23 protein-coding genes and 4 tRNA genes are annotated in these 23,023 nt (G+C 45.3%); 20 read left to right on the top strand and 7 right to left on the bottom strand.

Translation table 11 applies throughout. From position 1 onward, the window contains the following. Positions 1–19: 19 nt before the first annotated feature. The 4 genes from MHH91_RS20485 to MHH91_RS20470 all read right to left on the bottom strand — a co-directional run bounded on the left by MHH91_RS20485 (position 20) and on the right by MHH91_RS20470 (position 5,423). On the bottom strand, positions 20–1,564 hold the full coding sequence (locus MHH91_RS20485; RefSeq protein ID WP_014472414.1) for a glycoside hydrolase family 32 protein: 1,545 nt from the start codon (positions 1,562–1,564) through the stop codon (positions 20–22). 73 nt (positions 1,565–1,637) lie between these two features. Then, positions 1,638–3,056, bottom strand: a complete 1,419-nt coding sequence (locus MHH91_RS20480; RefSeq protein WP_013354239.1) for a glycoside hydrolase family 68 protein — start codon at positions 3,054–3,056, stop codon at positions 1,638–1,640. Positions 3,057–3,403: 347 nt separating this feature from the next. Continuing rightward, a complete protein-coding gene (locus MHH91_RS20475; RefSeq protein WP_258565402.1) occupies positions 3,404–4,312 on the bottom strand; it encodes a DMT family transporter in 909 nt (302 codons plus the stop codon). Between the two features lie 181 nt (positions 4,313–4,493). Further along, positions 4,494–5,423, bottom strand: a complete 930-nt coding sequence (locus MHH91_RS20470; RefSeq protein ID WP_013354237.1) for a manganese-dependent inorganic pyrophosphatase — start codon at positions 5,421–5,423, stop codon at positions 4,494–4,496. 246 nt (positions 5,424–5,669) lie between these two features. On the opposite strand from MHH91_RS20470, the gene MHH91_RS20465 reads away from it, so the two are divergent. Continuing rightward, a complete protein-coding gene (locus MHH91_RS20465) occupies positions 5,670–6,002 on the top strand; it encodes a winged helix-turn-helix transcriptional regulator (protein ID WP_340978740.1) in 333 nt (110 codons plus the stop codon). A gap of 36 nt (positions 6,003–6,038) precedes the next feature. Here MHH91_RS20465 and MHH91_RS20460 read toward each other — a convergent pair whose 3' ends face one another. Next, the gene (locus MHH91_RS20460; protein WP_014471311.1) at positions 6,039–6,524 is read right to left on the bottom strand and encodes a spore coat protein; all 486 of its coding nucleotides are present in this window, start codon (positions 6,522–6,524) and stop codon (positions 6,039–6,041) included. 133 nt (positions 6,525–6,657) lie between these two features. On the opposite strand from MHH91_RS20460, the gene MHH91_RS20455 reads away from it, so the two are divergent. The 10 genes from MHH91_RS20455 (at position 6,658) to MHH91_RS20410 (ending at position 16,746) form a co-directional block, all read left to right on the top strand. Further along, positions 6,658–6,810, top strand: coding sequence for a hypothetical protein (locus tag MHH91_RS20455; protein WP_004393059.1), 153 nt, complete (start codon positions 6,658–6,660; stop codon positions 6,808–6,810). Positions 6,811–7,054: 244 nt separating this feature from the next. Continuing rightward, positions 7,055–7,990 (top strand): YybS family protein, encoded by a 936-nt coding sequence (locus MHH91_RS20450; protein ID WP_014472413.1) that lies wholly within the window; start codon positions 7,055–7,057, stop codon positions 7,988–7,990. 30 nt (positions 7,991–8,020) lie between these two features. Beyond that, complete coding sequence (locus MHH91_RS20445) at positions 8,021–10,000, top strand: DHH family phosphoesterase (protein WP_014471309.1); 1,980 nt, start codon at positions 8,021–8,023, stop codon at positions 9,998–10,000. Further along, on the top strand, positions 9,997–10,446 hold the full coding sequence (gene rplI, locus MHH91_RS20440; RefSeq protein ID WP_014471308.1) for a 50S ribosomal protein L9: 450 nt from the start codon (positions 9,997–9,999) through the stop codon (positions 10,444–10,446). The genes MHH91_RS20445 and rplI overlap by 4 nt, the downstream gene beginning before the upstream one ends. Positions 10,447–10,585: 139 nt before the next feature. Then, the gene (locus tag MHH91_RS20435; RefSeq protein ID WP_014471307.1) at positions 10,586–11,173 is read left to right on the top strand and encodes a kinase; all 588 of its coding nucleotides are present in this window, start codon (positions 10,586–10,588) and stop codon (positions 11,171–11,173) included. 63 nt (positions 11,174–11,236) lie between these two features. Then, positions 11,237–11,893: a PIG-L deacetylase family protein gene (locus tag MHH91_RS20430; RefSeq protein WP_014471306.1), complete on the top strand. Its 657-nt coding sequence runs from the start codon at positions 11,237–11,239 to the stop codon at positions 11,891–11,893. Then, a complete protein-coding gene (locus MHH91_RS20425; RefSeq protein WP_014472409.1) occupies positions 11,890–13,218 on the top strand; it encodes a glycosyltransferase family 4 protein in 1,329 nt (442 codons plus the stop codon). The genes MHH91_RS20430 and MHH91_RS20425 overlap by 4 nt, the downstream gene beginning before the upstream one ends. Next, positions 13,215–14,402: a carboxylate--amine ligase gene (locus tag MHH91_RS20420; protein WP_014472408.1), complete on the top strand. Its 1,188-nt coding sequence runs from the start codon at positions 13,215–13,217 to the stop codon at positions 14,400–14,402. Before MHH91_RS20425 ends, MHH91_RS20420 begins: the two co-directional genes overlap by 4 nt. Next, positions 14,395–15,450, top strand: a complete 1,056-nt coding sequence (locus MHH91_RS20415; RefSeq protein WP_014471303.1) for a phosphotransferase — start codon at positions 14,395–14,397, stop codon at positions 15,448–15,450. The genes MHH91_RS20420 and MHH91_RS20415 overlap by 8 nt, the downstream gene beginning before the upstream one ends. Before the next feature lie 33 nt (positions 15,451–15,483). Continuing rightward, entirely contained in the window at positions 15,484–16,746 is a 1,263-nt protein-coding gene (locus tag MHH91_RS20410; RefSeq protein WP_088030706.1) for a glycosyltransferase family 4 protein, read from the top strand. Positions 16,747–17,050: 304 nt separating this feature from the next. Here the strand turns inward: MHH91_RS20410 and MHH91_RS20405 are convergent, their stop codons facing one another. Further along, on the bottom strand, positions 17,051–17,194 hold the full coding sequence (locus MHH91_RS20405) for a YycC family protein (protein ID WP_007407902.1): 144 nt from the start codon (positions 17,192–17,194) through the stop codon (positions 17,051–17,053). A 118-nt stretch (positions 17,195–17,312) separates the two neighbouring features. Between MHH91_RS20405 and MHH91_RS20400 the strand changes: the two genes are divergently transcribed. After that, entirely contained in the window at positions 17,313–17,522 is a 210-nt protein-coding gene (locus MHH91_RS20400) for a hypothetical protein (RefSeq protein WP_014472406.1), read from the top strand. 30 nt (positions 17,523–17,552) lie between these two features. On the opposite strand, the gene MHH91_RS20395 is transcribed toward MHH91_RS20400, so the two are convergent. Beyond that, positions 17,553–17,750 carry a DUF2188 domain-containing protein gene (locus MHH91_RS20395; protein ID WP_014471301.1) on the bottom strand — a complete coding sequence of 66 codons (198 nt, stop codon included), beginning with the start codon at positions 17,748–17,750 and terminating at the stop codon, positions 17,553–17,555. 170 nt (positions 17,751–17,920) lie between these two features. Here MHH91_RS20395 and dnaB point away from each other — a divergent pair, with 170 nt between their 5' ends. From dnaB to walR, 8 genes are all read left to right on the top strand, one after another. Further along, on the top strand, positions 17,921–19,285 hold the full coding sequence (gene dnaB / locus MHH91_RS20390; RefSeq protein ID WP_014471300.1) for a replicative DNA helicase: 1,365 nt from the start codon (positions 17,921–17,923) through the stop codon (positions 19,283–19,285). Between the two features lie 117 nt (positions 19,286–19,402). Further along, positions 19,403–19,816, top strand: a complete 414-nt coding sequence (locus MHH91_RS20385; protein ID WP_041915594.1) for a VOC family protein — start codon at positions 19,403–19,405, stop codon at positions 19,814–19,816. Between the two features lie 238 nt (positions 19,817–20,054). Then, on the top strand, positions 20,055–21,347 hold the full coding sequence (gene purA, locus MHH91_RS20380; RefSeq protein ID WP_014472403.1) for an adenylosuccinate synthase: 1,293 nt from the start codon (positions 20,055–20,057) through the stop codon (positions 21,345–21,347). Between the two features lie 202 nt (positions 21,348–21,549). After that, positions 21,550–21,625 (top strand) — tRNA-Lys (locus MHH91_RS20375). An 8-nt stretch (positions 21,626–21,633) separates the two neighbouring features. Beyond that, positions 21,634–21,705, top strand: a tRNA-Glu gene (locus MHH91_RS20370). 84 nt (positions 21,706–21,789) lie between these two features. Next, positions 21,790–21,866 (top strand) — tRNA-Asp (locus MHH91_RS20365). A gap of 36 nt (positions 21,867–21,902) precedes the next feature. Beyond that, positions 21,903–21,975, top strand: a tRNA-Phe gene (locus MHH91_RS20360). A 337-nt stretch (positions 21,976–22,312) separates the two neighbouring features. After that, positions 22,313–23,020 carry a cell wall metabolism DNA-binding response regulator WalR gene (gene walR, locus MHH91_RS20355; protein ID WP_004393104.1) on the top strand — a complete coding sequence of 236 codons (708 nt, stop codon included), beginning with the start codon at positions 22,313–22,315 and terminating at the stop codon, positions 23,018–23,020. Positions 23,021–23,023: the final 3 nt, after the last annotated feature.

Genomic DNA, 23,023 nt, shown 5'->3' with positions numbered 1-23,023 from the left:
TAAGAAATGAAGAGGGAGCCTAAGGATGAATCGAACCGAGATGCTTCATCTCAATATGCTGAAAGTCAGCGGTACCGCCTTCAGAAAAGAGGGTAATGCCCTGATCTTCGGCTTTTGGGAACACTTCATTGGTCAGGACGGTTTTTCCGTCGTCTGCAAATACTTCAATACTTGTTTTATCCACGAGAATTTTCAGGTGGACGCGGCCCTTGTTGCCGTCGAATGGCGCTTTGCTTTCGGCGTATGTTCCGGTTTTATCAGGCTGGTCTGTAAACGATCTGTTCACATAGGCATAGCCGTCTTCTGTTGAAATACCGACATCAATATGCCGCTTTTGGTCTGCTGATTCTCTGAGTCTGACGCCTGCATTTTTGATATCAGACCAAGCGATATCCATATCAAGCTGATACGTATCACCCTTGATCGGCAGTGTCTCAGAACCGTTCACCTGTTTGTCTTCAATGCTGTCAGTTGAAGAGGTTAATTGGTTCAATGCTTCAACCGGCTCTGACATCAGGCTGTATGTGCCGCCGTCCTGCTGCTGAAGGCGGATTTCACGAACGATAGAATCCGTGCCGTTAAAGCCGTTCTTTATTGTCGGTGTTTCATCCGGATAATCCCAATTGTTCATCCATGCCAGCGCATAGCGTTTTGTCAGCGGATCTTTGCTGTTGCCGTCTTCAAATGTGACGCCGCCGTACCAGTCAAAGCCGTAATCGAGCCATTGCGGTTCTGCTTGATCGGCAGTAAATTCTTTCCCGTCAAAGTTTCCGGTCCAATAAGCGTACGTATTCGGTTTGCCCTGAGGTTTGCCGTTTGCGCTTGCGCCGAGAATCCACTTGGTCGTTCCGTCATCTGCACGCATCATATAAAGGTCGGGGCATTCGACGAGGCCGATCTCCTGCGTGATAAAACCGCCCGTGTATTGCCAATTTTTTAAATCGGGTGATTCATAAAAACCGATTTTTTCGCCTTCGGCCATGGCCATCACCCATTTGTCATCCTGCTCATCCCAGATCACTTTCGGGTCCCGGAAATCCTTAGTGCCAGGGTTTTTCATAACGGGCTGATCACTATAGGATGTAAATGTTTTTCCTTTATCCGTGCTGTACCATAAATATTGTTCCTGTGCTTGTGTTTTGGCAGTCGGCTGTGTTGTTACGGCGACCAGTGCGTTTTCGCCGAAGCCTGCCGTGTTGTGCTTATCAATGACGACAGAACCGGACCATATATCGCCGTTTTGGTTGGTGTATTTCGGAATAGCCGTGCCTTCATCCGTCCAGTGCACCAAGTCCTCTGATACGGCGTGCCGCCATTCTGTGCCGTTGCCGTTCGGATAGTCCCGATTATAAAGATAGTAGTAATGATATTTCCCCTCGAAAAAAATCGGTTTTTGAGGGTCGTTTTTCCATTTGTCCGGGGTCGTAAAATGATACGCCGCCCGGTAATCCGTCTTATGCGCCGTGTTTGTTTCAGAGGAATTGTGGTTTTTGTCCGGCAGTAATCCGACAAACAGGAACGCACCCAGAAAGATCAATATTGCAATGGGCCATTTTCGTGCCATAGTTGAATTCACCATCTTGTTGAGAAATAAAAGAAAATGCCAATGAAGTATCGGCATTTTCTTTTTGCTGTTATTAGTTGACTGTCAGCTGTCCTTGCTCCAGGATGCTGTTTTTGACAACGGATGTTTTATTGCCTTTGATGTTCATTAAGAAGCTTGGCGCAAATGTTGCCTTTTTATCCTCGAAGAAGCCTCTGTTTGTCATGTAGCTTGTGATAACCACATTGTTGCCTTTGGCTTGCGGCACTGCGAAGTGAGAGTAAGTGAATGTCACATCGTTTGGATCAAGACCCATTTGCAGCACAAGCCCTGTTTTGTTCAGCGGCTTGTAAGGGCCGGTTAAAGAGTTTGATACATAACCAAGCATGTAAATATCGTTTGAGTTAATACCATCGATCGTCATTTTTGAACCGCGTGAATCAGTGAACAAGTACCATTTGCCGTTCATTTTGAAAACATTCGCGCGCTCGATTTCATCAGTTACCGTGTTTGAAGTGATCAGCGGCTTCATTACTTTTTTCAATGTGTAATCATTATTTAACTCTATGATACCGAGGGCGCCGTTCGCTAACTCAGCATCGCGTTTTTTAGCGCTCTGCTGAAGCTTCTGGCTTTCTTTACGGAAGAAGTTCGTGCCGCCGCCGTAGTACGCTTTGTTAAATAAAGATTCTTCGCCTTGGTATCCGTTTTCTGTTCCCGTGTTGGCTTCGAATACAAGGTATTTATGGCCTTTGTCTTCAACGTAGTGAGGGTCTCTCAGCGTATGGTTGTCGCCGGATGTATAATTGCCTTCATCGATAAACTGCTGAACGTTCTGATATGTTTTTCCGTCTCCGTCAAAAATCGTTTTGTGATCTTCCACTCCGTTGATTTTGAGTGTGTCATCAGATTTTGACACATTTACCTGCGCTGTTGTCAGGCTTTGTTTGCCGTAATGTTTACCGGAATAGTCAGTGTAGAATAAACGGATTTTTCCGTCAGATGTAAAGGTTGCAGAACCGGACCATTCTTGCGTCTGATCTTTCAGGATCGGATCGTTGGCGTCGAACTTATCGCTGTCTTTAAAGACACGGCCCGCGTTTTTCCAGCTGTCGATTGAGTTGTCGCCGACCTTTTGATAAAACATGTAGATTGATGTGTCATCAGCGTCTTTCGGGCTTCCCGCAAGAGCAAACACAACGTGATAGCCGTTGTATTCAGCTACTGTTCCGTCAGCGTTTTGCAGCGGCCAGCTGTCCCACACATCAAGTCCTTTTGCAGACTCAATATTTTTAATCGTTGATTGATCGAATTGAGGCACTTGGTATTTTTCGTTTTGCTGCTGTTTAGGGATCTGCAGCATATCATGGCGTGTAATATGAGAGACGCCGTACGTTTCTTTGTATGCTTTTTGGTTATTTTCTTTCGCGAAGGCTTGAGTCGCTCCTCCTGCCAGAAGTGCAGTCGTAAAAGTCAGAACTGTGGCTTGTTTTACAATTTTTTTGATGTTCATGTTCATGTCTCCTTCTGTATGTACTGTTTTTTGCGATCTGCCGTTTCGATCCTCCCGAATTCATGGATGGCAGGTTTGTTACAGAAAAAAAGACCCAAAATATGTAAGGGATGACGCCAAAGAATACACTTTGCCCTTAACACATTTTAGGTCTTGCCTGCTTTATCAGTAACAATCCTGCGTGATTTACTTTTCGACCTCATTCTATTAGACTCTGATTCTATTGACAACTGGTCTATTTTCCTCTTTTGAATGATAGTAAAACGAAAAAAGGCCTTTTAATTTATGGGTAATTGAGACTAAAGGGTGCTTCAGGCCTAGGGAAAAACCTCTCTAAAAAAGAGAGGTTATTTTTTCTTGATAGATAATAAAGCGATGGTGGCTAAAATCAGTAAAGTACCCAGCCATTCTGATATTCCGAAGGGAACATGCAGCCAGATCACCGCTAAAAAAGCTGCTGACAGCGGCTCTGCACAGGCGAGGAGGCTGGTTTCAGAGGCACTCAGATATTTCAGGCTTTCCAAATAGCAATAAAAAGCGATGAGCGTTCCGAAAATGATGATAAACACGATCGCGGCATATGCGGACAACGACCATTGGCCTTCAAACTTCCAAGGCGGCTGAATCAGGCTGAGAACGGCTCCGCCGATCAGCATGCCCCATCCGACAATAATGGCGGAGCCCCATTTCTTCAAAAGCCGATGCGGCTGGAGGGTGTAAAACGCCAGCGCAAATGCCGAGCTGATGCCCCAAAAAACAGCCAGACCGGATATAGACAGGCTGCCGACATTCCCGTGTGTGACCAAAATAAATGTGCCTGCAACCGCTAATAAGACAGCCATCAGTTCTTTTCCTGAAGGAATTCTCTTTGCGCGGATCGCTAAAAAGCAAGTAATAATGGCCGGCCCTAAATATTGGAGAACGGTAGCGGTGGCCGCGTTGCCGTACTCAATTGCCGCAAAATAGGTGTATTGAACGCCTAACATTCCGAAAATCCCGAATAAGAGAAGAGGAATTCTGTCCTGCTTGTCTTTCCAAACGGCCCATATGCGCCCTTTTTCTTTTCGGTACGCAATCCCGAGCAGAAGTACGCCTGACAGAAGCAGGCGCACTGAAGTCAGCCATTCTGTATTAAAATGGCGGTGCTGAAACAGATACTGGGCAACCGTCCCTGAGACACCCCATAAGATAGCACCTGTAAGCACAAGCCAAATTCCTGTTGTTCGTGAATAAGAAAGAGAAGCGTGTTTTTCCAGCGTATAAACCCCCGATTCTGTTGTTGTTGCGCTGATTTACAATAATTAGAAAAAGTGCGCTTTGTGTGTGATATATTATATACCACATATCAAAATGCGTCAAAGTGATTTGTCAGAGTATGCGCTTACAAAATCGCGATGCTATAAAAAAACACCCCGGCAGGTGTCCGGGGTGTTTTGGTTATTCTGCAATCGCATCTGTTAAAACAGGAACGACTTGTTTCTTTCTGGATACAACGCCTCTCAAAAGAGCCGTGTTGTTTTCTAACGTGACGTCGAACGCTTTCTCCACTTTTGGCGCTTGATCACCGATGGCAAGCGCTAGAGAATCGTTTTCCAAAATGTCCGTAATTACAAGAAGGAACAGATCAAGGTTTTTCTCAGCAATTACTTTTGAAAGAGCCGCTTCTAATTCCGGCTGACGCTTTTTGACATCTTCAATATCAACTGTGTTAACTTGGGCGATTTCGACTTTTTTGCTGCCGAGTGTGAACTCTTTCGCATCAAGAGAAATCAGCTCTTCCACAGTTTTCTTGCTTAAGTCCGCGCCTGCTTTCAGCATGTTTAAGCCGTACTCTTCCGCATCTACGCCGGCAATTTCAGCAAGCTCTTTTGCCGCCGCGATATCTTGCTCTGTGCAAGTCGGAGATTTAAATAACAGAGAGTCAGAAATAATTGCTGACAGCATGAGGCCCGCAATTTCTTTCTCGATTTTCACGTTATTTTCTTTGTACATTTTGTTTAAGATTGTAGCCGTACAGCCGACTGGCTCAGCACGGTAGTAAAGAGGTTCCGCTGTTTCGAAGTTAGCGATACGGTGGTGATCGATTACTTCAAGAACCTGAACGTCTTCGATATCCTTAATGCTTTGCTGGCGTTCATTGTGGTCAACAAGGATGACGCCGTTTACTTCGTTTGCGGCTGTTTCCACGAAACGCGGGCTTTCCTGCTTGAAATAATCAAGCGCGTATTGTGTTTCGCCGTTAACTTGTCCGAGGCGGACAGGCTCAGCGTTGAAGCCGAGTTTATTTTTTAGATCAGCGTAGGCAATGGCAGAGCAAATGGTATCTGTGTCTGGGTTTTGATGTCCGAAAATAAGAATTTTTTCCATAATAACTCCTTGTCCTTTTTTGTAGTGTAAACAATCTTTTTATAGTTTAACACGTCTTGCGGAGGGTGTAATCTTCAAAACCTTAAAAATTGATGTGAAAAAGAAGCATTTTTGTTGAGAGGGAGAGATGATTGCGAGTAAAATACTGGGTAAGTCAGATGCTAATCAGCATATAGTATCAAAAAAGGTACTATGGAGGATGAAAAATGAACCGTATATCCGAATAAAGAAGGTTGTCCGGTTGAGCTGACGCTTTCCGTTATCGGCGGAAAGTGGAAGGGCATTTTGTTTTATCATATGATCGGCGGAAAAAAGCGGTTTAATGAATTTCGGCGCATTTGTCCCAGCATTACGCAGCGTATGCTGACGCTTCAGCTTCGTGAGCTTGAGGCGGATGGCATCGTGCATCGCGAGGTGTATCAGCAGGTGCCTCCAAAGGTGGAGTATTCACTGACCGAATTCGGCAGGTCGCTTGAACCGATCGTGCTGCAGATGAAGGAATGGGGAGATGCCAACCGGGAGTTTCTTGAGACATACCGGGAAAAAACGTCTCCTCGAGATCAGTCCGTTCAAAAATAAGAAGCAGCAAAGGATGACATTCCTTGCTGCTTTTTTTTATTTCATCGCGATGGCCTTTCTGGCGTTGCGGACGTCGTTTTTCAGTAATTCACTCAGGTTATGAGCCGGATAATGACCGTGTTCTTCCATATACTCAAAGACCATTTGGTGCCACTTGATGGCCGCGTTTAAGTGCTTGACGAAGACGGTCCTTAATTGAGGTGTGGCCGTCTCTGTAATGGCTCCGGCGTAATTGCGCACGGACGTTTTGGCCATGCTCAGCAGGCCGCCGCTGTAAAAGGAGGAATCAGCGCGCTCTTCTGTTTCATCTTCACGAAAGCCGGGTGCTTCAGGGAAGAAAGGAAGCAGCTCACGCAGATTTTGTTCCAGCGAATGGATGGAAAATCTGTAAAGCTGTTTTAGTCTGGCATCGCTGACTTCCCGTTCTGTTCTTTTTAATTTCACAAGTCCGTTTGCCTGGAAAGCGACTAACTCGTGCAATTCTAACGTTTCATGCCATGCTAATGTTCTCCGCTCAGTCATGTTGTAAGAATCTCCTTTATCCTTCATTTTCACTATCAGCATATGCCCCGGTTCCGATGTTGTTCCTGATGTTTTGAAGTTTCCAGAAAGGGAAAATCAATGTAAAGGAAATACGAAACAGAGGTGAAACTATATGTGGGACATGATAAAGAACTTCTTCCTTTTCAGCAGCGGTGTTTTACAGGCAACCACTCTCTTACTTATCGTTATCGTCTTGTTATATGTACGAAAAACCAAAAAGAAAAACAGAGATACTTCTGGTTTCATGGATGATCAGGATCACTGATACAACGGGCATTCTTTCACGGGGATGTCCGTTTATCTGTTTCAATGTTTCACATGGAACATTGCGTCTGCCCGCGCTCATTTTACTTACGATTTTGACTTATGTTAAAATATATACGTGTATTTTGGAGAGTTTATGGAAAATTCAGGTCTTGAATGAGACATTGCGGCGTCAAAAGAGCAGTCGTCTAAGCTGCTCTTTTCTATTCGTATGTTCAGAATGATACAAGGTTTGAGGTGAGTAAGTGAAAAATACAAGGGCTCTAATAGAAGGCGCCATTTTGATCAGTATTTTTGCAATCATTTCCCTTTTGGTCGTGTACCTCCCTTTACTGGGGGCGATTCTTCTCTTTGCTTTGCCGCTGCCGATCATTCTTTACACCATTCGGCACGGTCTGAAGCCGGGGGTATGGATGGGTCTTGCCAGCCTTCCTGTCAGTTTTATTGTGAGTTCGTTTGCCGGGCTTACAGGCGCTTTTACGGCGGTCTGTACGGGAATCGCTATGGGATATTACTTTAAAAAGAAACAGCCCGGTTATGCGGTTGCATCCGGCGCTTTGGCGTATGTGCTGTGCGGCGTCGTTTTTTTTGTAGTCAGCATCGTGTTTCTTAATATGAATGTGGTTGATAACACCATGTCCCAGCTTCGGGAGTCGCTGTCTGTGGCAGATGCCATGTCAAAGCAGCTGGGTTACGGAGATCAGTTCGGGAAGCAGATGAAACTGATGGAAAATCAGCTGAGCACGCTTCAATATCTTTTTCCGGCCGCGCTCGTATTGATCGGTGTTGTTTTTGCTTTCATCAGTTATGCGATGGCAAGGCCGCTTTTAAGGCGATTCTACCCCGATCTTCCGAAGATGAAGCCTTTTAGAGAGCTCAAACTCCCGCAAAGCGTTGTCATTCTGTACTTTATTGTGACGATATTAGGGTTTCTGCATTTGGAAAAAGGGCATATGCTGTATTCGGTTTCATTGAATGGGGGATTTATTCTCAGCTTGCTGATTTGTATTCAAGGATTAGCGTTTATTTTTTTCTACTGTCATGAGATGGAGATGCCAAAAGCCGTTCCTGTATTAGCGATTGTGCTGGGTGTGCTTTTTCCGTTCATCCTGTCCGTGTATCTCCTCTTAGGCATCATTGACATAGGCTTTAACATAAGAAATAAGGTGACGCGAAATTGAGTGTGACTTACAGGTGGGGAGTTGATAGAAATGCCTAGTTTTTATGAAAAACCGTTGTTTCGGTATCCCATCTATGCATTGATTGCATTATCAATCATCATAATCCTCATCAGCATCTACTTTAACTGGGTGATAGGAGCCGTCGGCGTTGTGCTGCTCGCCGTGATCTTGTTTTTCATTAAGCGTGCGGATTCTCTGATCAGAAGAGAAATTGACGATTATATCTCCACGTTATCGTATAGATTGAAAAAAGTAGGCGAAGAGGCATTAATGGAAATGCCTATCGGGATTATGCTGTTTAATGATCAATATTACATTGAGTGGGCGAATCCGTTTTTGTCTTCCTGCTTTAATGAAAGCACGCTCGTCGGGCGCTCGCTGTATGACACATGTGAGGCCGTCGTGCCGCTGATCAAGCAGGAGGTCGATTCGGAAACGATCACCTTGAATGAGCGGAAATTTAAAGTGGTGATTAAAAGAGATGAGCGCTTGCTTTATTTCTTTGATGTGACAGAACAGATTCAGATTGAAAAGCAGTACGAAAATGAGAGAACCGTGCTGGCATATGTCTTTTTAGATAATTACGATGATGTCACACAGGGGCTGGATGACCAAACGAGAAGCACGATGAACAGCCAGGTCACCTCATTATTAAATGCATGGGCGCAGGAGTACGGCATTTTCCTGAAGCGGACGTCCTCGGAGCGGTTTATCGCAGTGTTAAATGAACACATATTAACGGAGCTTGAAAACGCGAAGTTTTCGATTTTGGATGAAATCCGTGAAAAAACATCCGTTCACACTGTATCTTTGACCCTCAGCATCGGCATCGGCGCATCGGTTTCTTCCTTGAAGGAGCTTGGAGATCTGGCGCAGTCCAGTCTCGATTTGGCTCTTGGCCGCGGAGGCGACCAAGTGGCGATCAAAATGCCGAACGGCAAGGTGAAATTTTACGGCGGCAAAACGAATCCGATGGAGAAGCGCACAAGGGTGCGTGCCCGGGTGATTTCCCACGCGCTCAAGGAAATTGTCTCAGAAAGCAGCAATGTCATTATCATGGGGCATAAGTTTCCTGACATGGACGCAGTCGGAGCCGCAATCGGAATATTGAAGGTGGCGCAGGCCAACGGCAAGGAAGGCTACATCGTCATTGATCCGAACCAGATCGGATCAAGTGTTCAGCGCCTGATTGAAGAAATTAAAAAATACGAAGAGCTGTGGTCGCGGTTTATCACGCCGGAAGAAGCGATGGAAATTTCAAATGATGACACGCTGCTTGTCGTGGTGGATACACATAAACCGTCCTTTGTGATGGAAGAGCGTCTCGTGAACAAAATCGAGCACATCGTTGTGATTGACCACCACCGAAGAGGCGAGGAATTTATTAAAGATCCGCTGCTCGTTTATATGGAGCCATACGCTTCATCCACCGCGGAACTCGTGACGGAGCTGCTTGAGTACCAGCCGAAGCGGCTCAAAATCAATATGATTGAAGCGACGGCCTTGTTAGCTGGTATAATAGTGGATACGAAGAGCTTTTCCCTTCGCACGGGCTCGCGGACGTTCGACGCCGCTTCTTATTTGAGAGCGAAAGGCGCAGATACGGTTCTGGTGCAGAAAGTCCTCAAAGAATCGGTCGGTTCTTATATCAAGCGGGCGAAGCTGATCCAGCATACATCTCTATATAAAGAAAATATCGCGATTGCTTCTCTTCCTGAGAATGAAGAGGAGTACTTTGACCAGGTGCTGATTGCGCAGGCGGCCGATTCCCTCTTATCGATGAGTGAAGTGGAAGCTTCATTTGCCGTAGCCAGACGGGATGAACATACGGTGTGCATCAGTGCGAGATCGCTTGGCGAGGTCAATGTGCAGATTATTATGGAGGCGCTGGACGGCGGAGGGCATTTAACCAATGCGGCGACCCAGTTATCGGGCATTTCTGTTTCCGAAGCGCTTGTCCGGCTGAAGGAAGCCATTGATGAATATTTTGAGGGAGGCGTTCAGAGATGAAGGTTATTTTCTTACAAGATGTAAAAGGTAAAGGAAAAAAAGGGGAAATGAAAAACGTAGCAGACGGTTATGCACATAACTTTCTCATTAAAAAAGGCCTCGCTGTCGAAGCAAATGCGACAAACATGAGCGTATTGAAAGGACAGAAAGAAAAAGAGAAAAAAGAAGCGATTGCTGAGCTTGAAAGAGCGAAGGACTTAAAAGAAACGCTTGAACAGCTGACTGTTGAGCTGAGTGCCAAATCCGGTGAAGGCGGCCGCCTATTCGGATCTGTCACAAGCAAACAGATTGCAGAAGCGCTGCAAAAAACGCATAAAATTAAAGTGGATAAACGGAAACTGGAGCTCCAAGACGGTATCCGTACACTGGGATATACAAATGTGCCTGTAAAGCTGCATCCTGAGGTTCAGGCCGTGCTGAAGGTTCACGTAAAAGAAGAAGCGTAATATCAAATGAAAAACCCGCCGATCCGGCGGGTTTTTTTATGTCTTCAGAGGCGCATCGCAAGAAAATGATAAGAATGTTTCATTTCCGAAGGTTATCAAATTGCATATTATATTACATCATAACGAAGGATGTGTCGGTATGAAGCGATTTTTTTCTGAAAACTTCTTTCAAAACCCTGAGAATAAAAAGGTGCTGGAGGACTATCCGCTGATCGGCAAGGGAAAAGACGGGGAAGTCTACCTCTTAACACCTAACCAATGCATAAAATATTTTTTTGAAGAAGAGACATGCAAGAAGGAATTGGCCGCTTTTCAGATCGGACAAGTTTCACCGGTGATTCCAAGGCTGCATGAATACGGAGATCATTATATTGTGATGGAATATGTCCAAGGCACCTCCCTTGCCAGCCATATCAAAACAGAAAAATCTCTATCCGCAGAACTGACAGCCGCTGTTTTAAATATGCTGGATGAATTAAAGGATCTCGGTTTTACCAGATGGGATGCCGAAATCAGGCACATTTTGATCAACGAACACGGTGAACTTAAAGTCATCGACCATAAAAGAGCCTTTTCCTCCGATGCCCGAGTGCCCGTAAAACTGTTAAAAGGGTTGGAAAAATACGGCTTGGCGGCTGAGTTTTTGAACACTGTGAAAAAATTAGATCCGTCACGTTACCTGGAATGGCAGCTGCACATGCAAGTTTCTGAAAATCCGCACATGTAAGTTTCCTTTTTTTGGGGTCGTCATATGATATTTGTAACATTTGTTTGGTGGAGTGTGGAAAAAATGGAAGAATACATTATGGTCATCGGTGCTCATCCTGATGATGAACTATTGGGGTCAGCAGGCACCATAAAACGGCTGATCAATGAAGGATATAAAGTGATTTCCATTATTACGGCATTAGGCAGAAAAGAAGAAGCGCATCATATTAAGCAATTAGGCGAACAGGCGAATCAAGAGCTCGGAATTGAGAAAGTCATCTTTTTAGAGCATACGAATTTAGAACTTGAATGTATCCCTCTTCATAAGCTTGTCAAAGAATTAGAACAGCTCATTCGCGTCTATCAGCCTGATAAAATCTTTACTCATCATTACGGTGATATCAATATGGATCACCAGAGAACATTCCAAGCAGTTTTGACAGCCGCCAGACCTCTTCCGAATCAAAAGCCTATTGAACTGCTTACGTTTGAAACGCTGTCTTCAAGCGAGTGGGAGAGGAATACGGCCGATAAACTCTTCAAGCCCAATTACTTCGTTGATATCACAGAGACGATGGACGCCAAACTTGCGGCGCTTCACCACTATGACGTAGAAATGAGGGATTTTCCTCATCCCCGTTCATATGAAGGTGTTAAACATTTAGGAAGAGTCAGAGGGATGACAGCAGGCGTAGAATACGCCGAGGCATTTGAAGTCGTGCGGAGGATCTGGAAATGAACGAGATGTTTACCATCCCATATCCATATATGGTCCAGACGCTTGATCAGTACTACGGGGTCAAAACACGCCCGCAAAAAAAGACAGCAATCAAGACCCAGATGAAACAGTCACATCGTATTCCGCGAGTATACAGGAAAAAAAAGAAATTATCCATTCTGATTGCCACATTTTGGGACTACCCGCACACCGGCGGTTTATCCAACTATATTAAAACACTTAGTGAGGGACTGAAAAAGAGAGGCCATAAGGTGGATGTCATATCCCCCAATCAGTTTCCTTCCGCAAAAGTAAAAAAACTGCGGACCGCTGTTGTTCCGTTATTAAAAGATTTCTTTAGAGACAGATACGGGGATTATAACGATCATATTTTGAGAAATAATCGGCTGATGTTCATATATGAGCAAATGCTTCAAAAGATGAATCTGGGAAAATATGATGTGTTTCATGCTCAGGATTTATTTACAGCCAATATATTAGGCAGATTCAATCGTATCTATAAAAAACCTTTATTGTTTACACCGCATGGCATGTTTACTTTCAACAGACTTAAGTTTCACATATTTAAAAAAGGCTCGGTAGAAGAGGCTTATTACAAAAAACTAGAGATGAAAGCCATTGAATACGCAGATCGCCTGATTATTATAAGCGATACGTTTCGCAGCCCGCTGATGAAGCTTGGAGCCGTACAGGAAGACATGACAACGGTGGTCACAGGAATCGATTACGATGCAAAAACAGGCTTGAAAAAGAAAACGCCGTTACCGAAAAATAAAATCATCATCTCATGTATTGCGAGATTAGGCCCGAGAAAAGGGCATAATCATTTGCTTGACGCACTTTCTCGAATTCCGTCTGATGTACTTGATCATGTAGAAGTGCCGATCGTGGGCGACGGAGAGAGAAGGAGCGCTCTGGAGGAACAGGCTCGAAAACTGAAACTATCAATGGTCTCCTTTTTAGGAAAAAGAGATGATGTTGCCGCTATTTTGGAAGAGACGGACATATTCGTACTGCCGACCATTAATGATAGTCTGCCCATTTCTATTATTGAAGCGATGTTCAGCGGCTCGGCTATCATCGCGACCGATTGCGGAGGCATCCCGGATCTGATCCGTCATAACAAAACGGGGCTTATTGTCGAACCGGGCAATGCAAAGGATCTTGCCCGGGCATTAGCGTTTTTTATCTCTAACAAACCTGCGCGGCAGAGAGCTGCTTTAAATGCAAAGGCCTACGCAGAGAAATATTTAAGCAGTGAGACGATGATAAAAAATATCGAATCCATTTATCAAAATACCATCAAGCTCGGAGGGAAATCATGAAACATGAACATGCGGCCGTTGTACTTGATTTCAGTGCAAACGGGATCGGGATGATTCGAAGCCTGGCCCGAAGAGGAATAGATGTTTACGCGTTTGACACGGAGGGACCTTATCGTATCGGAAAATCAAGATTAGCAGATTGCGGGATATGTCCCAGTCCTTTAACACAAGAGGAAGAACTTCTGACATTTCTGACTGATTTCGGGAAGCGATTTCAAGCAAAACCGGTTCTGTACGCAGGATCTGATGATTATGCGGGATTTATATCTAAATTCCGCAAAACATTAGCCGGTTTTTTTTTATTTTTGCTCCCGAGCCACTCTCTGTTAGAAACGGTTTTAGATAAAAGCAAAGCATATGAACTGGCGGTGAAGCATAACATCCCCTGCCCGAAAACCTTTTTTCCGAACAATCAGGATGAATTGGAAGAGGCCATCGCCAATATTGAGTTTCCGTGTATTTTAAAACCGGTGTCCGGCCATGAATACAGGAAAAAAGTAAACAAGAAAGCAATTGTGATGAAGGATGAGGCACAATTGCGCAAGGAGTTCAGCTCCTACAGAGAAAATGGAAAACTGCTCGTGCAGGAAATCATTCCCGGAGACAATCAGTGTTTTTATAAAGTCGCCACTTTTTATGATGACCAAATGAAATTAATGGGCTTATTTTCTCTGCAAAAAAACCATCAATTCCCTGCTGATTTTGGCGCGGGGGCTCATGTCGTGAGCAAACGGATTCCTGAATTAATTGAGAAGACCCTGCCGTTTTTTGAAGCGATTCAGCTGAAAGGAGTAGGCATGGCGGAATTTAAAAAGGACCCCCGGGACAATGTTTACAAATTCATAGAAATTAATCCGCGCTTTTGGCTCAGCCATAGTCTGACAGAACCGGCAGGCGTTCATTTTGTTTACATGTACTATCTGTATTTGACCGGACAGCATGTGAAGCCTCAGCTCGAGCAAAAAGAGGGAATCAATTGGATTTATGAAGTGCGTTACTTCTTAACGTTTTTGAAGAAACGAAAAAGAGGAGAAATGACGTTCCGGGATTTTTGGAAAGGGTGTAAAGGAAAAAAGGAGTATGCTCTTTTTGCTTGGAATGACCCAATGCCGTTTATCAGAAACACTTGGTCCCATCTCAAAAACAGCTGGAAACGGAAGCGGAAGGAAGATCAGCATGTCTGAAAAGGATATTTTGTATGAAGCATTTCAGAAACTGAGAATTGACGAAAAACTGTCGCATTCATTTGGCGAAAAGGCGGCTGTGAACCCGGATGACATCACATGCCTGAAAACAACAGACAGAAGCGCCATTTATAAACTGCTTGTGAAAAAGAAATCCGGCACCGTCCCGCTGATTTTGAAGGTGTATAAATCCTCCCGTGACAAAAACAAGGCCGAGATTAATATGTACAGTAAAGCCCGTGCCGTCTTAGGGGATTTGATGCCGGACATATATCTTATAGAAGAAAACGGCCGGGAAACGTGGATATTTATGGAGTTTGTCAGCCAGATCAGGGGACAGCTTACATTTCATCCTAAGCATTTTCGGTATATTATTCCGTCTGTTGCTGAACTGCACAGCCGCACCTTTGAAAACAAGAAAATTTCTGACGGGAAATGGCGGTCATGGCTGCCGGTATATGAATCGGAAACCATGAGGAAGGGGCGTAAAAAGCAGATCAAAAAGACAGCGGAATTACTGGATCGGGCCCTCAAAGATGATCGAACAAAGGATATCGTAAAGCCTCATTACCGGCAAATCGCAAACCTGCTGGAGCGAAAAGGGCCGGATTTTTTCCCTGAATTGATGCAAAACGGCTCAGCCATTACACATGGCGACCTTCATATGCAGAATATTTGCACCCACGATGCGTCCGGCCATGAACCGTGGGATATTCAATTCATCGATTGGGAATCAGCAAAATACGCGCCGGTTTGGTTTGATATGACGGTGCTGGTTGAAATTCTGCTTGGCTTCAGAAAAGATTGGAGCCCGCACGCGGAAGACATTCGGACGTATTGCGTAAAAGTGTATACGAAAGAAATGAAAAAGCGGGGCATTCATTTTCAGACCCCACCTATGACGCTTTATAAAATGTCTTATTTGCAGAGGACACTTGAGAAAGGGCTTCATACCCAATTGCGGAGAATCTTCGACAATCGGGGAGGAGAGCTGCTCCCGTATCATGTAGACAAAGTGTCACAATGGGGGCGGGAATTAGGTTTATAGGTTTGAGAGGGGGGAGCGGATTTGAGAGAAGAGATGGTGCCTCTTGCCTTGTTGCGCGTCATGGATCAATTTTACGGAATCGAACCTCAAAGTGAGCAAGGGATGCTGCGTTCATTTTGTTCGGAAGGAAAAAGCTCCCCCAAAAGAAAGAAGCCATTGCGCATTTTGTACGCAACCTTTCTCCGTTACCCGAATGTCGGAGGATTGGCGAGTTATATCACGTCCGTTAAGACAGGTTTTGAGCGCATCGGTCATCATGCGGATGTCATCTCGCCGCTCCAAATGCCGCCTTCATTTTTTCAGGAAGATATCCCGCGGGCCGCTGATGAAGTCAGAGCGTTTCTTCTCGGCAGATACGGCGCCGCAAACGAAAAGCTTGTGAAGAATCTCAGCTATTTACATGTCTTTCAAAGATTTTTGAAGGAAAAAGATTTAGAACAATATGATCTGTTTCACGCGCAGGATTTATTTGCGGTATTTTTGCTGGGATACCTTAATCGAACATATCGGCGTCCTCTTTTCTTCACGCCTCACGGACATTTTACGAAAAGCCGGATGAAGTTTCATAAAATCCAAAAGGGTTCAATTGAAGAGGCATACTTCACTGAAATAGAAAAACAGGGCATTCGGGCTTCGGATAAAATCATTACCATCAGTGACTCCTTTCACGCGCCTTTACTGGAGTACGGCGCGAAGGAAACACAGCTGACGACTGTTTATACCGGCATTCACGTCCAGGATGCACCCAAGCCGAAACGTACTGAAAAGCTCGTGATTGTGTGTGTTTCACGTCTGACCGAGCGAAAAGGGCATGGTGTGCTGCTGGATGCCCTCGCGCAAATTCGGCAGCATTTATCGGGAGCCGAAATTTGGATAATCGGAGACGGGAAAATGCGGGGGTTTCTGGAAGAGAAGAGACGGAAATTGGGTCTTTCAAATGTGTTCTTCCTCGGAAAACGACGTGATGTGCCGGATCTTTTGGCTGAATCGTCTATTTTTGTGCTGCCCACATTGAATGATAATTTCCCCATAGCGGTCATCGAAGCTATGTTTTCCGGTAAAGCCATTATCACCTCTGAATGCGGAGGAATTCCTGAAATGATCCGGCATGAGAAAACAGGGCTTATCTGTCAGCCCGGCAATAGCCGCGAGCTTGCTGCTGCCCTCGTGTCATTGATTACGGATCAGTCTCTCAGAGAACGGCTCGGAAAAGAAGCAAAATCTTATGCCAGTCAGCATCTGCGTCAGGACATCATGGTTTCAAAAATAGACAGTATTTATCAATCATTTTTATAAAAGGTTCCATATTATAGGCGCAGGCATGACAGGTGTTTCAAGAGCAGATAAAAGGCCGGCGTTCGATATCCGGCCTCTTTTCCGGTGCTGCAGTATTGGTCAGCTGAGATTTTTGGTACCGTTCTTTTTAATCGAAGAGACAAGCTTTTGCCTGAATTGTTTCCGGATAATAAGAAGCACTTCACTTTTCCCTCAGCGTATATGAATAAACGATAACGAATGTCTCACCGGAATTTTCTCCATAAAAAAAGAGGCGGAAAGCCATCGCTTCCGCCTCCCGCACATATATATGAGAGAGCAGCCTTTATTTGTGATCGTTCTCTTTTTGGACTTCAGCTAATTTGGCAAGCAGAATGTGCTGAGGCATGTGCATGATTCTCTCAAGCGGCATGTTCAGTGATTCTGCAAGCTTTTGTGCCGTTTCGGCGGAAATTTGCAGCGGTTTCATGTTATCACTCCTTCCGTTTCTTTATTGTACTAAAATCAAAAATCGATCGTAAGAGGATATGACAAAGAAATGGAGGTTTGAAAAGCCGGGCGTTATAACAGAATGGGGGAGGTTTTTTATGCAATCGCCATTAATGTTATTACAGCTGAAGCTGGCTGATTATCAGAAAAAAGCCGCAGAACTGCGGACAATTGACGAATTTATCTTGCTGAAACAGACCTTGCAGGAAATGATGAAAGTATTTGCCGCCTGTGAAGAATGGGATCTGTATCAAAAAACGGCCGATCTCATGGCGCAGACGGTGCTGCGTATTCGCTTCATTGAATGAGAAAAGCCCTCGCACGGGCGAAGGCTTTTCTCAAAAGGTTCGTTCTTCTTCAATGTTTTTGTGCTGATCATAAATGACAAGCTTAGCCGGGCTGTTCTCTTTAGCCGTCTGCTCCGCCTTTTCAATCGCCGCGTCCTTTGAGGTATAAAGAGCCGTCGGCGCCACATTTTCCACCTTCACAAACCATCCGTCCGCATCAACACTTGGTGTTACCGCATATGTTTTCATCTTTTTTCCCTCCTGGTATCGATTTATTTATATGTTTCCCAGCATTCGGAACGGTGAAACACATATCCATAGTCTGACAAATACAGGGAAAGCGATATTTTTCTATTCTTTTTCATGAGAAATGGTAAAATGGAGTTTGGATATTTTTTAAGGAGAGGACGGTGCTTAGCATGACAGACCTTCTGAATGATCGGCTGCCGCCGCAAAACATAGAAGCTGAGCAGGCCGTGTTAGGTGCTGTTTTTTTACAGCCGTCTGCGTTGACACTGGCTTCTGAAGTGTTGATTCCGGATGATTTCTACAGAATGTCACATCAAAAAATTTATAATGCCATGCTCGTGCTCGGAGATCGCGGCGAACCGGTTGATTTGATCACGGTAACGTCAGAGCTTGCGAATACCGACCTGTTAGAAGAGGTGGGAGGCGTCTCGTATCTGACGGACATCGCGAATTCCGTTCCGACAGCGGCTAATATAGAATATTACGCGAAAATCGTTGAGGAAAAATCGATTCTCCGCCGTTTAATCAGAACGGCGACCACGATCGCCCAAGACGGGTATACACGCGAGGATGAAGTTGAAGATTTATTAAGCGATGCGGAAAAAACGATTATGGAGGTCGCGCAGCGAAAGAATTCGGGCGCCTTCCAAAATATTAAAGACGTGCTCGTGCAAACATATGACAACATTGAGCAGCTTCACAACCGGAAAGGCGATATTACCGGGATTCCGACTGGTTTTATCGAGCTTGACCGGATGACGGCGGGCTTTCAGCGGAATGATTTGATCATTGTCGCAGCCCGTCCGTCCGTGGGGAAAACGGCGTTTGCCTTAAATATTGCGCAAAACGTGGCCACCAAAACGGATGAGAGCGTCGCGATATTCAGTCTCGAGATGGGTGCCGAGCAGCTTGTCATGCGTATGCTCTGCGCCGAAGGGAATATTAACGCCCAAAATCTCAGAACGGGAAATCTGACGGAAGAGGATTGGGGTAAGCTGACGATGGCGATGGGAAGCCTGTCAAACAGCGGTATCTTTATAGATGACACCCCCGGCATCCGTGTCAGCGAAATCCGTTCAAAATGCCGCAGGCTGAAGCAGGAGAACGGCTTGGGCATGATTTTAATTGACTACTTACAGCTCATTCAAGGAAGCGGCCGTTCAAGCGACAACCGCCAGCAAGAGGTATCGGAAATTTCACGGGCGCTAAAAGCGCTGGCACGGGAGCTTGAAGTTCCGGTCATCGCTCTGTCTCAGCTCTCCCGGGGTGTTGAGCAGCGGCAGGATAAACGTCCGATGATGTCAGATATCCGTGAGTCAGGAAGTATTGAGCAGGATGCCGACATCGTCGCCTTCCTGTATCGTGATGATTACTATGATAAAGAATCCGAAAACAAAAACATCATCGAAATCATTATTGCCAAACAGCGTAACGGCCCGGTGGGAACCGTTTCATTGGCTTTTGTGAAAGAATACAATAAGTTCGTAAACCTGGAAAGGCGCTTTGATGACGGCGGTGTTCCGGCAGGTGCGTAAAGCCTCAAGCGATGTCTTGAGGCTTTTTTTCATCCGAAAGAACGAGAGAATGACAACCGTTCGGCAGACGAAAAAAGGAAAGCGCTTTTATATAATGGCATCAAGGGGGGAATGATGATGACAATTGAATTTCCGCAATTTCAAGCGGCGCAAATCCGGATCGCCCGGCCGACCGGACAGCTCAAAGAAATCATCAGGTTTTATGAAGAAGGCCTCGGACTGAAAAGGGTCGGCAGCTTTTCCGGCCATGAGGGCTACAGCGGCGTCATGTTCGGCCTGCCCCATACCCAATATCACTTAGAATTCACTGAAGAAACCGGCGCATCTCAGCCGGCGCCCGTTCCGCACGGCGACAGCCAGCTTGTCTTCTACATCCCGGATCAGCAGGAGGTCATCCGCATCAGCACGAAATTAAAGCAAATGGGATATGAAGAAAAAGAACCCGAAAACCCGTATTGGGGTGAAAAAGGCGTGACCATCGAAGATCCTGACGGCTGGCGGATCGTCCTGATGAATACAAGCGGAATATAAGCGGCTGTCCGAAGAACCCGGATTATGGGTTCTTTTTCTTATTAAAGCGTGAAAGTTTCGTGAGTAATAGATAACAAATGAAAGAGAAAACGCTTTTAATTGAGATTAAGGCGAACAAATATAGAATGATAAGATTTTAATGTTCGGATTTACGATTGACTTTCTGCATCGGCACTGATACACTTAATTTGTTTGAATGAGATATCGTTTTGAAAGGTTAACGGAGGTGCACGGATATATGTCTTCAGTAGTCGTAGTAGGTACGCAGTGGGGCGATGAAGGAAAAGGTAAAATTACAGATTTCCTGTCAGAAAATGCAGAAGTGATCGCACGTTATCAAGGCGGAAACAATGCAGGACATACCATCAAGTTTGATGGAGTCACGTACAAGCTTCATTTAATCCCGTCAGGAATTTTTTATAAAGAAAAAGCGTGTGTCATCGGGAACGGAATGGTTGTTGATCCGAAAGCGCTCGTAACGGAGCTTGCGTATCTTCATGAACGCAATGTGAGCACGGATAACTTGAAAATCAGCAACAGAGCTCATGTGATTCTCCCGTACCATCTGAAACTGGATGAAGTAGAGGAAGAACGCAAAGGGGCCAACAAGATCGGCACAACGAAAAAAGGAATCGGACCTGCTTATATGGACAAAGCGGCACGGATCGGCATCCGGATCGCAGACCTGTTAGATCGAGACGTGTTTGTAGAAAAGCTTGAACGGAACCTAGAAGAGAAAAACCGTCTGCTTGAAAAAATGTATGAAACGGAAGGCTTCAAAATTGAAGATATTCTGGATGAGTATTATGAATACGGCCAGCAGATTAAAAAGTATGTATGCGATACATCCGTCGTCCTGAATGACGCGCTGGATGAAGGCCGCCGTGTCTTATTTGAAGGCGCTCAAGGGGTCATGCTTGATATCGACCAAGGAACATACCCGTTTGTTACTTCATCCAACCCGGTCGCCGGAGGGGTGACGATCGGTTCAGGCGTAGGCCCGACAAAAATCCAGCACGTCGTCGGTGTATCTAAAGCGTACACAACCCGTGTCGGTGACGGTCCTTTCCCGACTGAGCTGAAAGATGAAATCGGAGATCAAATCCGTGAAGTCGGACGCGAATACGGCACAACGACAGGCCGCCCGCGCCGTGTCGGCTGGTTTGACAGCGTTGTTGTCCGCCATGCCCGCCGCGTCAGCGGAATCACAGATCTTTCTCTGAACTCAATCGATGTGCTGACAGGCATTGAGACCTTGAAAATCTGTGTCGCTTACCGCTACAAAGGTGAAGTGATTGAAGAATTCCCGGCAAGTCTGAAAGCTCTTGCAGAGTGTGAACCGGTGTATGAAGAAATGCCTGGCTGGACGGAAGATATCACAGGCGCAAAAACATTAAGCGATCTTCCTGAAAATGCGCGCCACTATCTGGAACGCGTGTCTCAGCTGACAGGTATTCCGCTTTCTATTTTCTCTGTCGGTCCTGACCGTTCACAAACGAACGTCATCCGCAGTGTATACCGCGCTAACTAAGGATTTGCAGCAGACAAGCCTCCGTGACCGGAGGCTTGTTTTTGTATGTGGGAAAAAAATAATAGATTTTTTTCAAAAAAGTAGTTGCCACTTTCGAATGTTCTATGATATTATAAATCTCGTTGTTACGGAACAGCTTCAATAGAGTACTGCAAGAAAGCTTTTGTCTGAATGCTCTATGATACATAATCCGACACATCAAGAGCCATTAGCTCAGTTGGTAGAGCATCTGACTTTTAATCAGAGGGTCGAAGGTTCGAGTCCTTCATGGCTCACCACTTTTTATGGCCCGTTGGTCAAGCGGTTAAGACACCGCCCTTTCACGGCGGTAACACGGGTTCGAATCCCGTACGGGTCATTGATTTACTTTAGCGTTATTGCTAACTCCTTATTTGTCCTCGGAGAGCCGCCACGATACGGTTCTCCGGACAAATTACTGTAAGGTCCGGTAGTTCAGTTGGTTAGAATGCCTGCCTGTCACGCAGGAGGTCGCGGGTTCGAGTCCCGTCCGGACCGCCATTTTACTTTACTTTATAGTATAGAAAAGAAACATCTGGCTCGGTAGCTCAGTTGGTAGAGCAACGGACTGAAAATCCGTGTGTCGGCGGTTCGATTCCGTCCCGAGCCACTTACCCAAACGCATCTGCAATAGTAGGTGCGTTTTTTTCTTTGTTATCAAAAAAGGGAGAGCCGGCTTTTCAGCCGGCCCAGAAGAAGACGTCAAACAGTAGACGGCGATTTTTTTCGTGAGGTTTCAAAAAAATATTATTTTTTAAAAGAAAATAAAAAACATGACAAAAGGATGGCAGTTCAATACGTTTTTGCGCTGTTCTCTTTAATTTTTTTATCTTTTGACCTGAAACCGTTATAATAGACGGGGAACGTTTTTCACGTTCCGAATTGTGATTATCATAAAACATCAATAGATAAAATGAAGTCATTCTGGCAGGAGGAAAATCAAGATGATGGATAAGAAAATCCTTGTAGTCGATGATGAAAAACCGATTGCAGATATATTAGAGTTTAATTTAAGAAAAGAAGGCTATGACGTGCACTGTGCGTACGACGGAAATGAAGCCGTGGAAATGGTGGAGGAGCTTCAGCCTGATTTAATTCTATTAGATATTATGCTTCCGAATAAAGACGGAGTTGAAGTGTGCCGGGAAGTCCGGAAAAAATATGATATGCCGATTATTATGCTGACGGCTAAAGACTCTGAGATTGACAAGGTCATCGGGCTTGAAATCGGAGCGGATGACTATGTCACTAAGCCTTTCAGCACGCGTGAGCTTCTGGCCCGCGTCAAAGCGAATCTGCGCCGCCAGCTTACGGTTGCGCCGGCTGAGGAAGAATCAGCTTCAAATGACATTCATATCGGGTCTCTCGTCATTTTCCCTGACGCATATGTCGTATCAAAAAGAGAAGAAACGATCGAGCTGACCCATCGTGAATTTGAATTGCTGCATTACTTGGCCAAACATATCGGACAGGTCATGACGCGTGAGCATTTGCTGCAGACGGTGTGGGGCTATGACTATTTCGGTGACGTGAGAACGGTGGATGTAACAGTGCGCCGCCTCCGTGAGAAAATCGAGGATAATCCGAGCCATCCGAATTGGATCGTCACAAGACGGGGCGTCGGTTATTACTTGAGAAACCCTGAACAGGACTAACCG

The sequence above is a fragment of the Bacillus sp. FSL K6-2819 genome, assembly GCF_038008305.1.
GTDB lineage: Bacteria > Bacillota > Bacilli > Bacillales > Bacillaceae > Bacillus > Bacillus amyloliquefaciens.
Note: the sequence above shows the minus strand (reverse complement) of the source record. Positions and strands in the feature narration are given on the sequence as shown.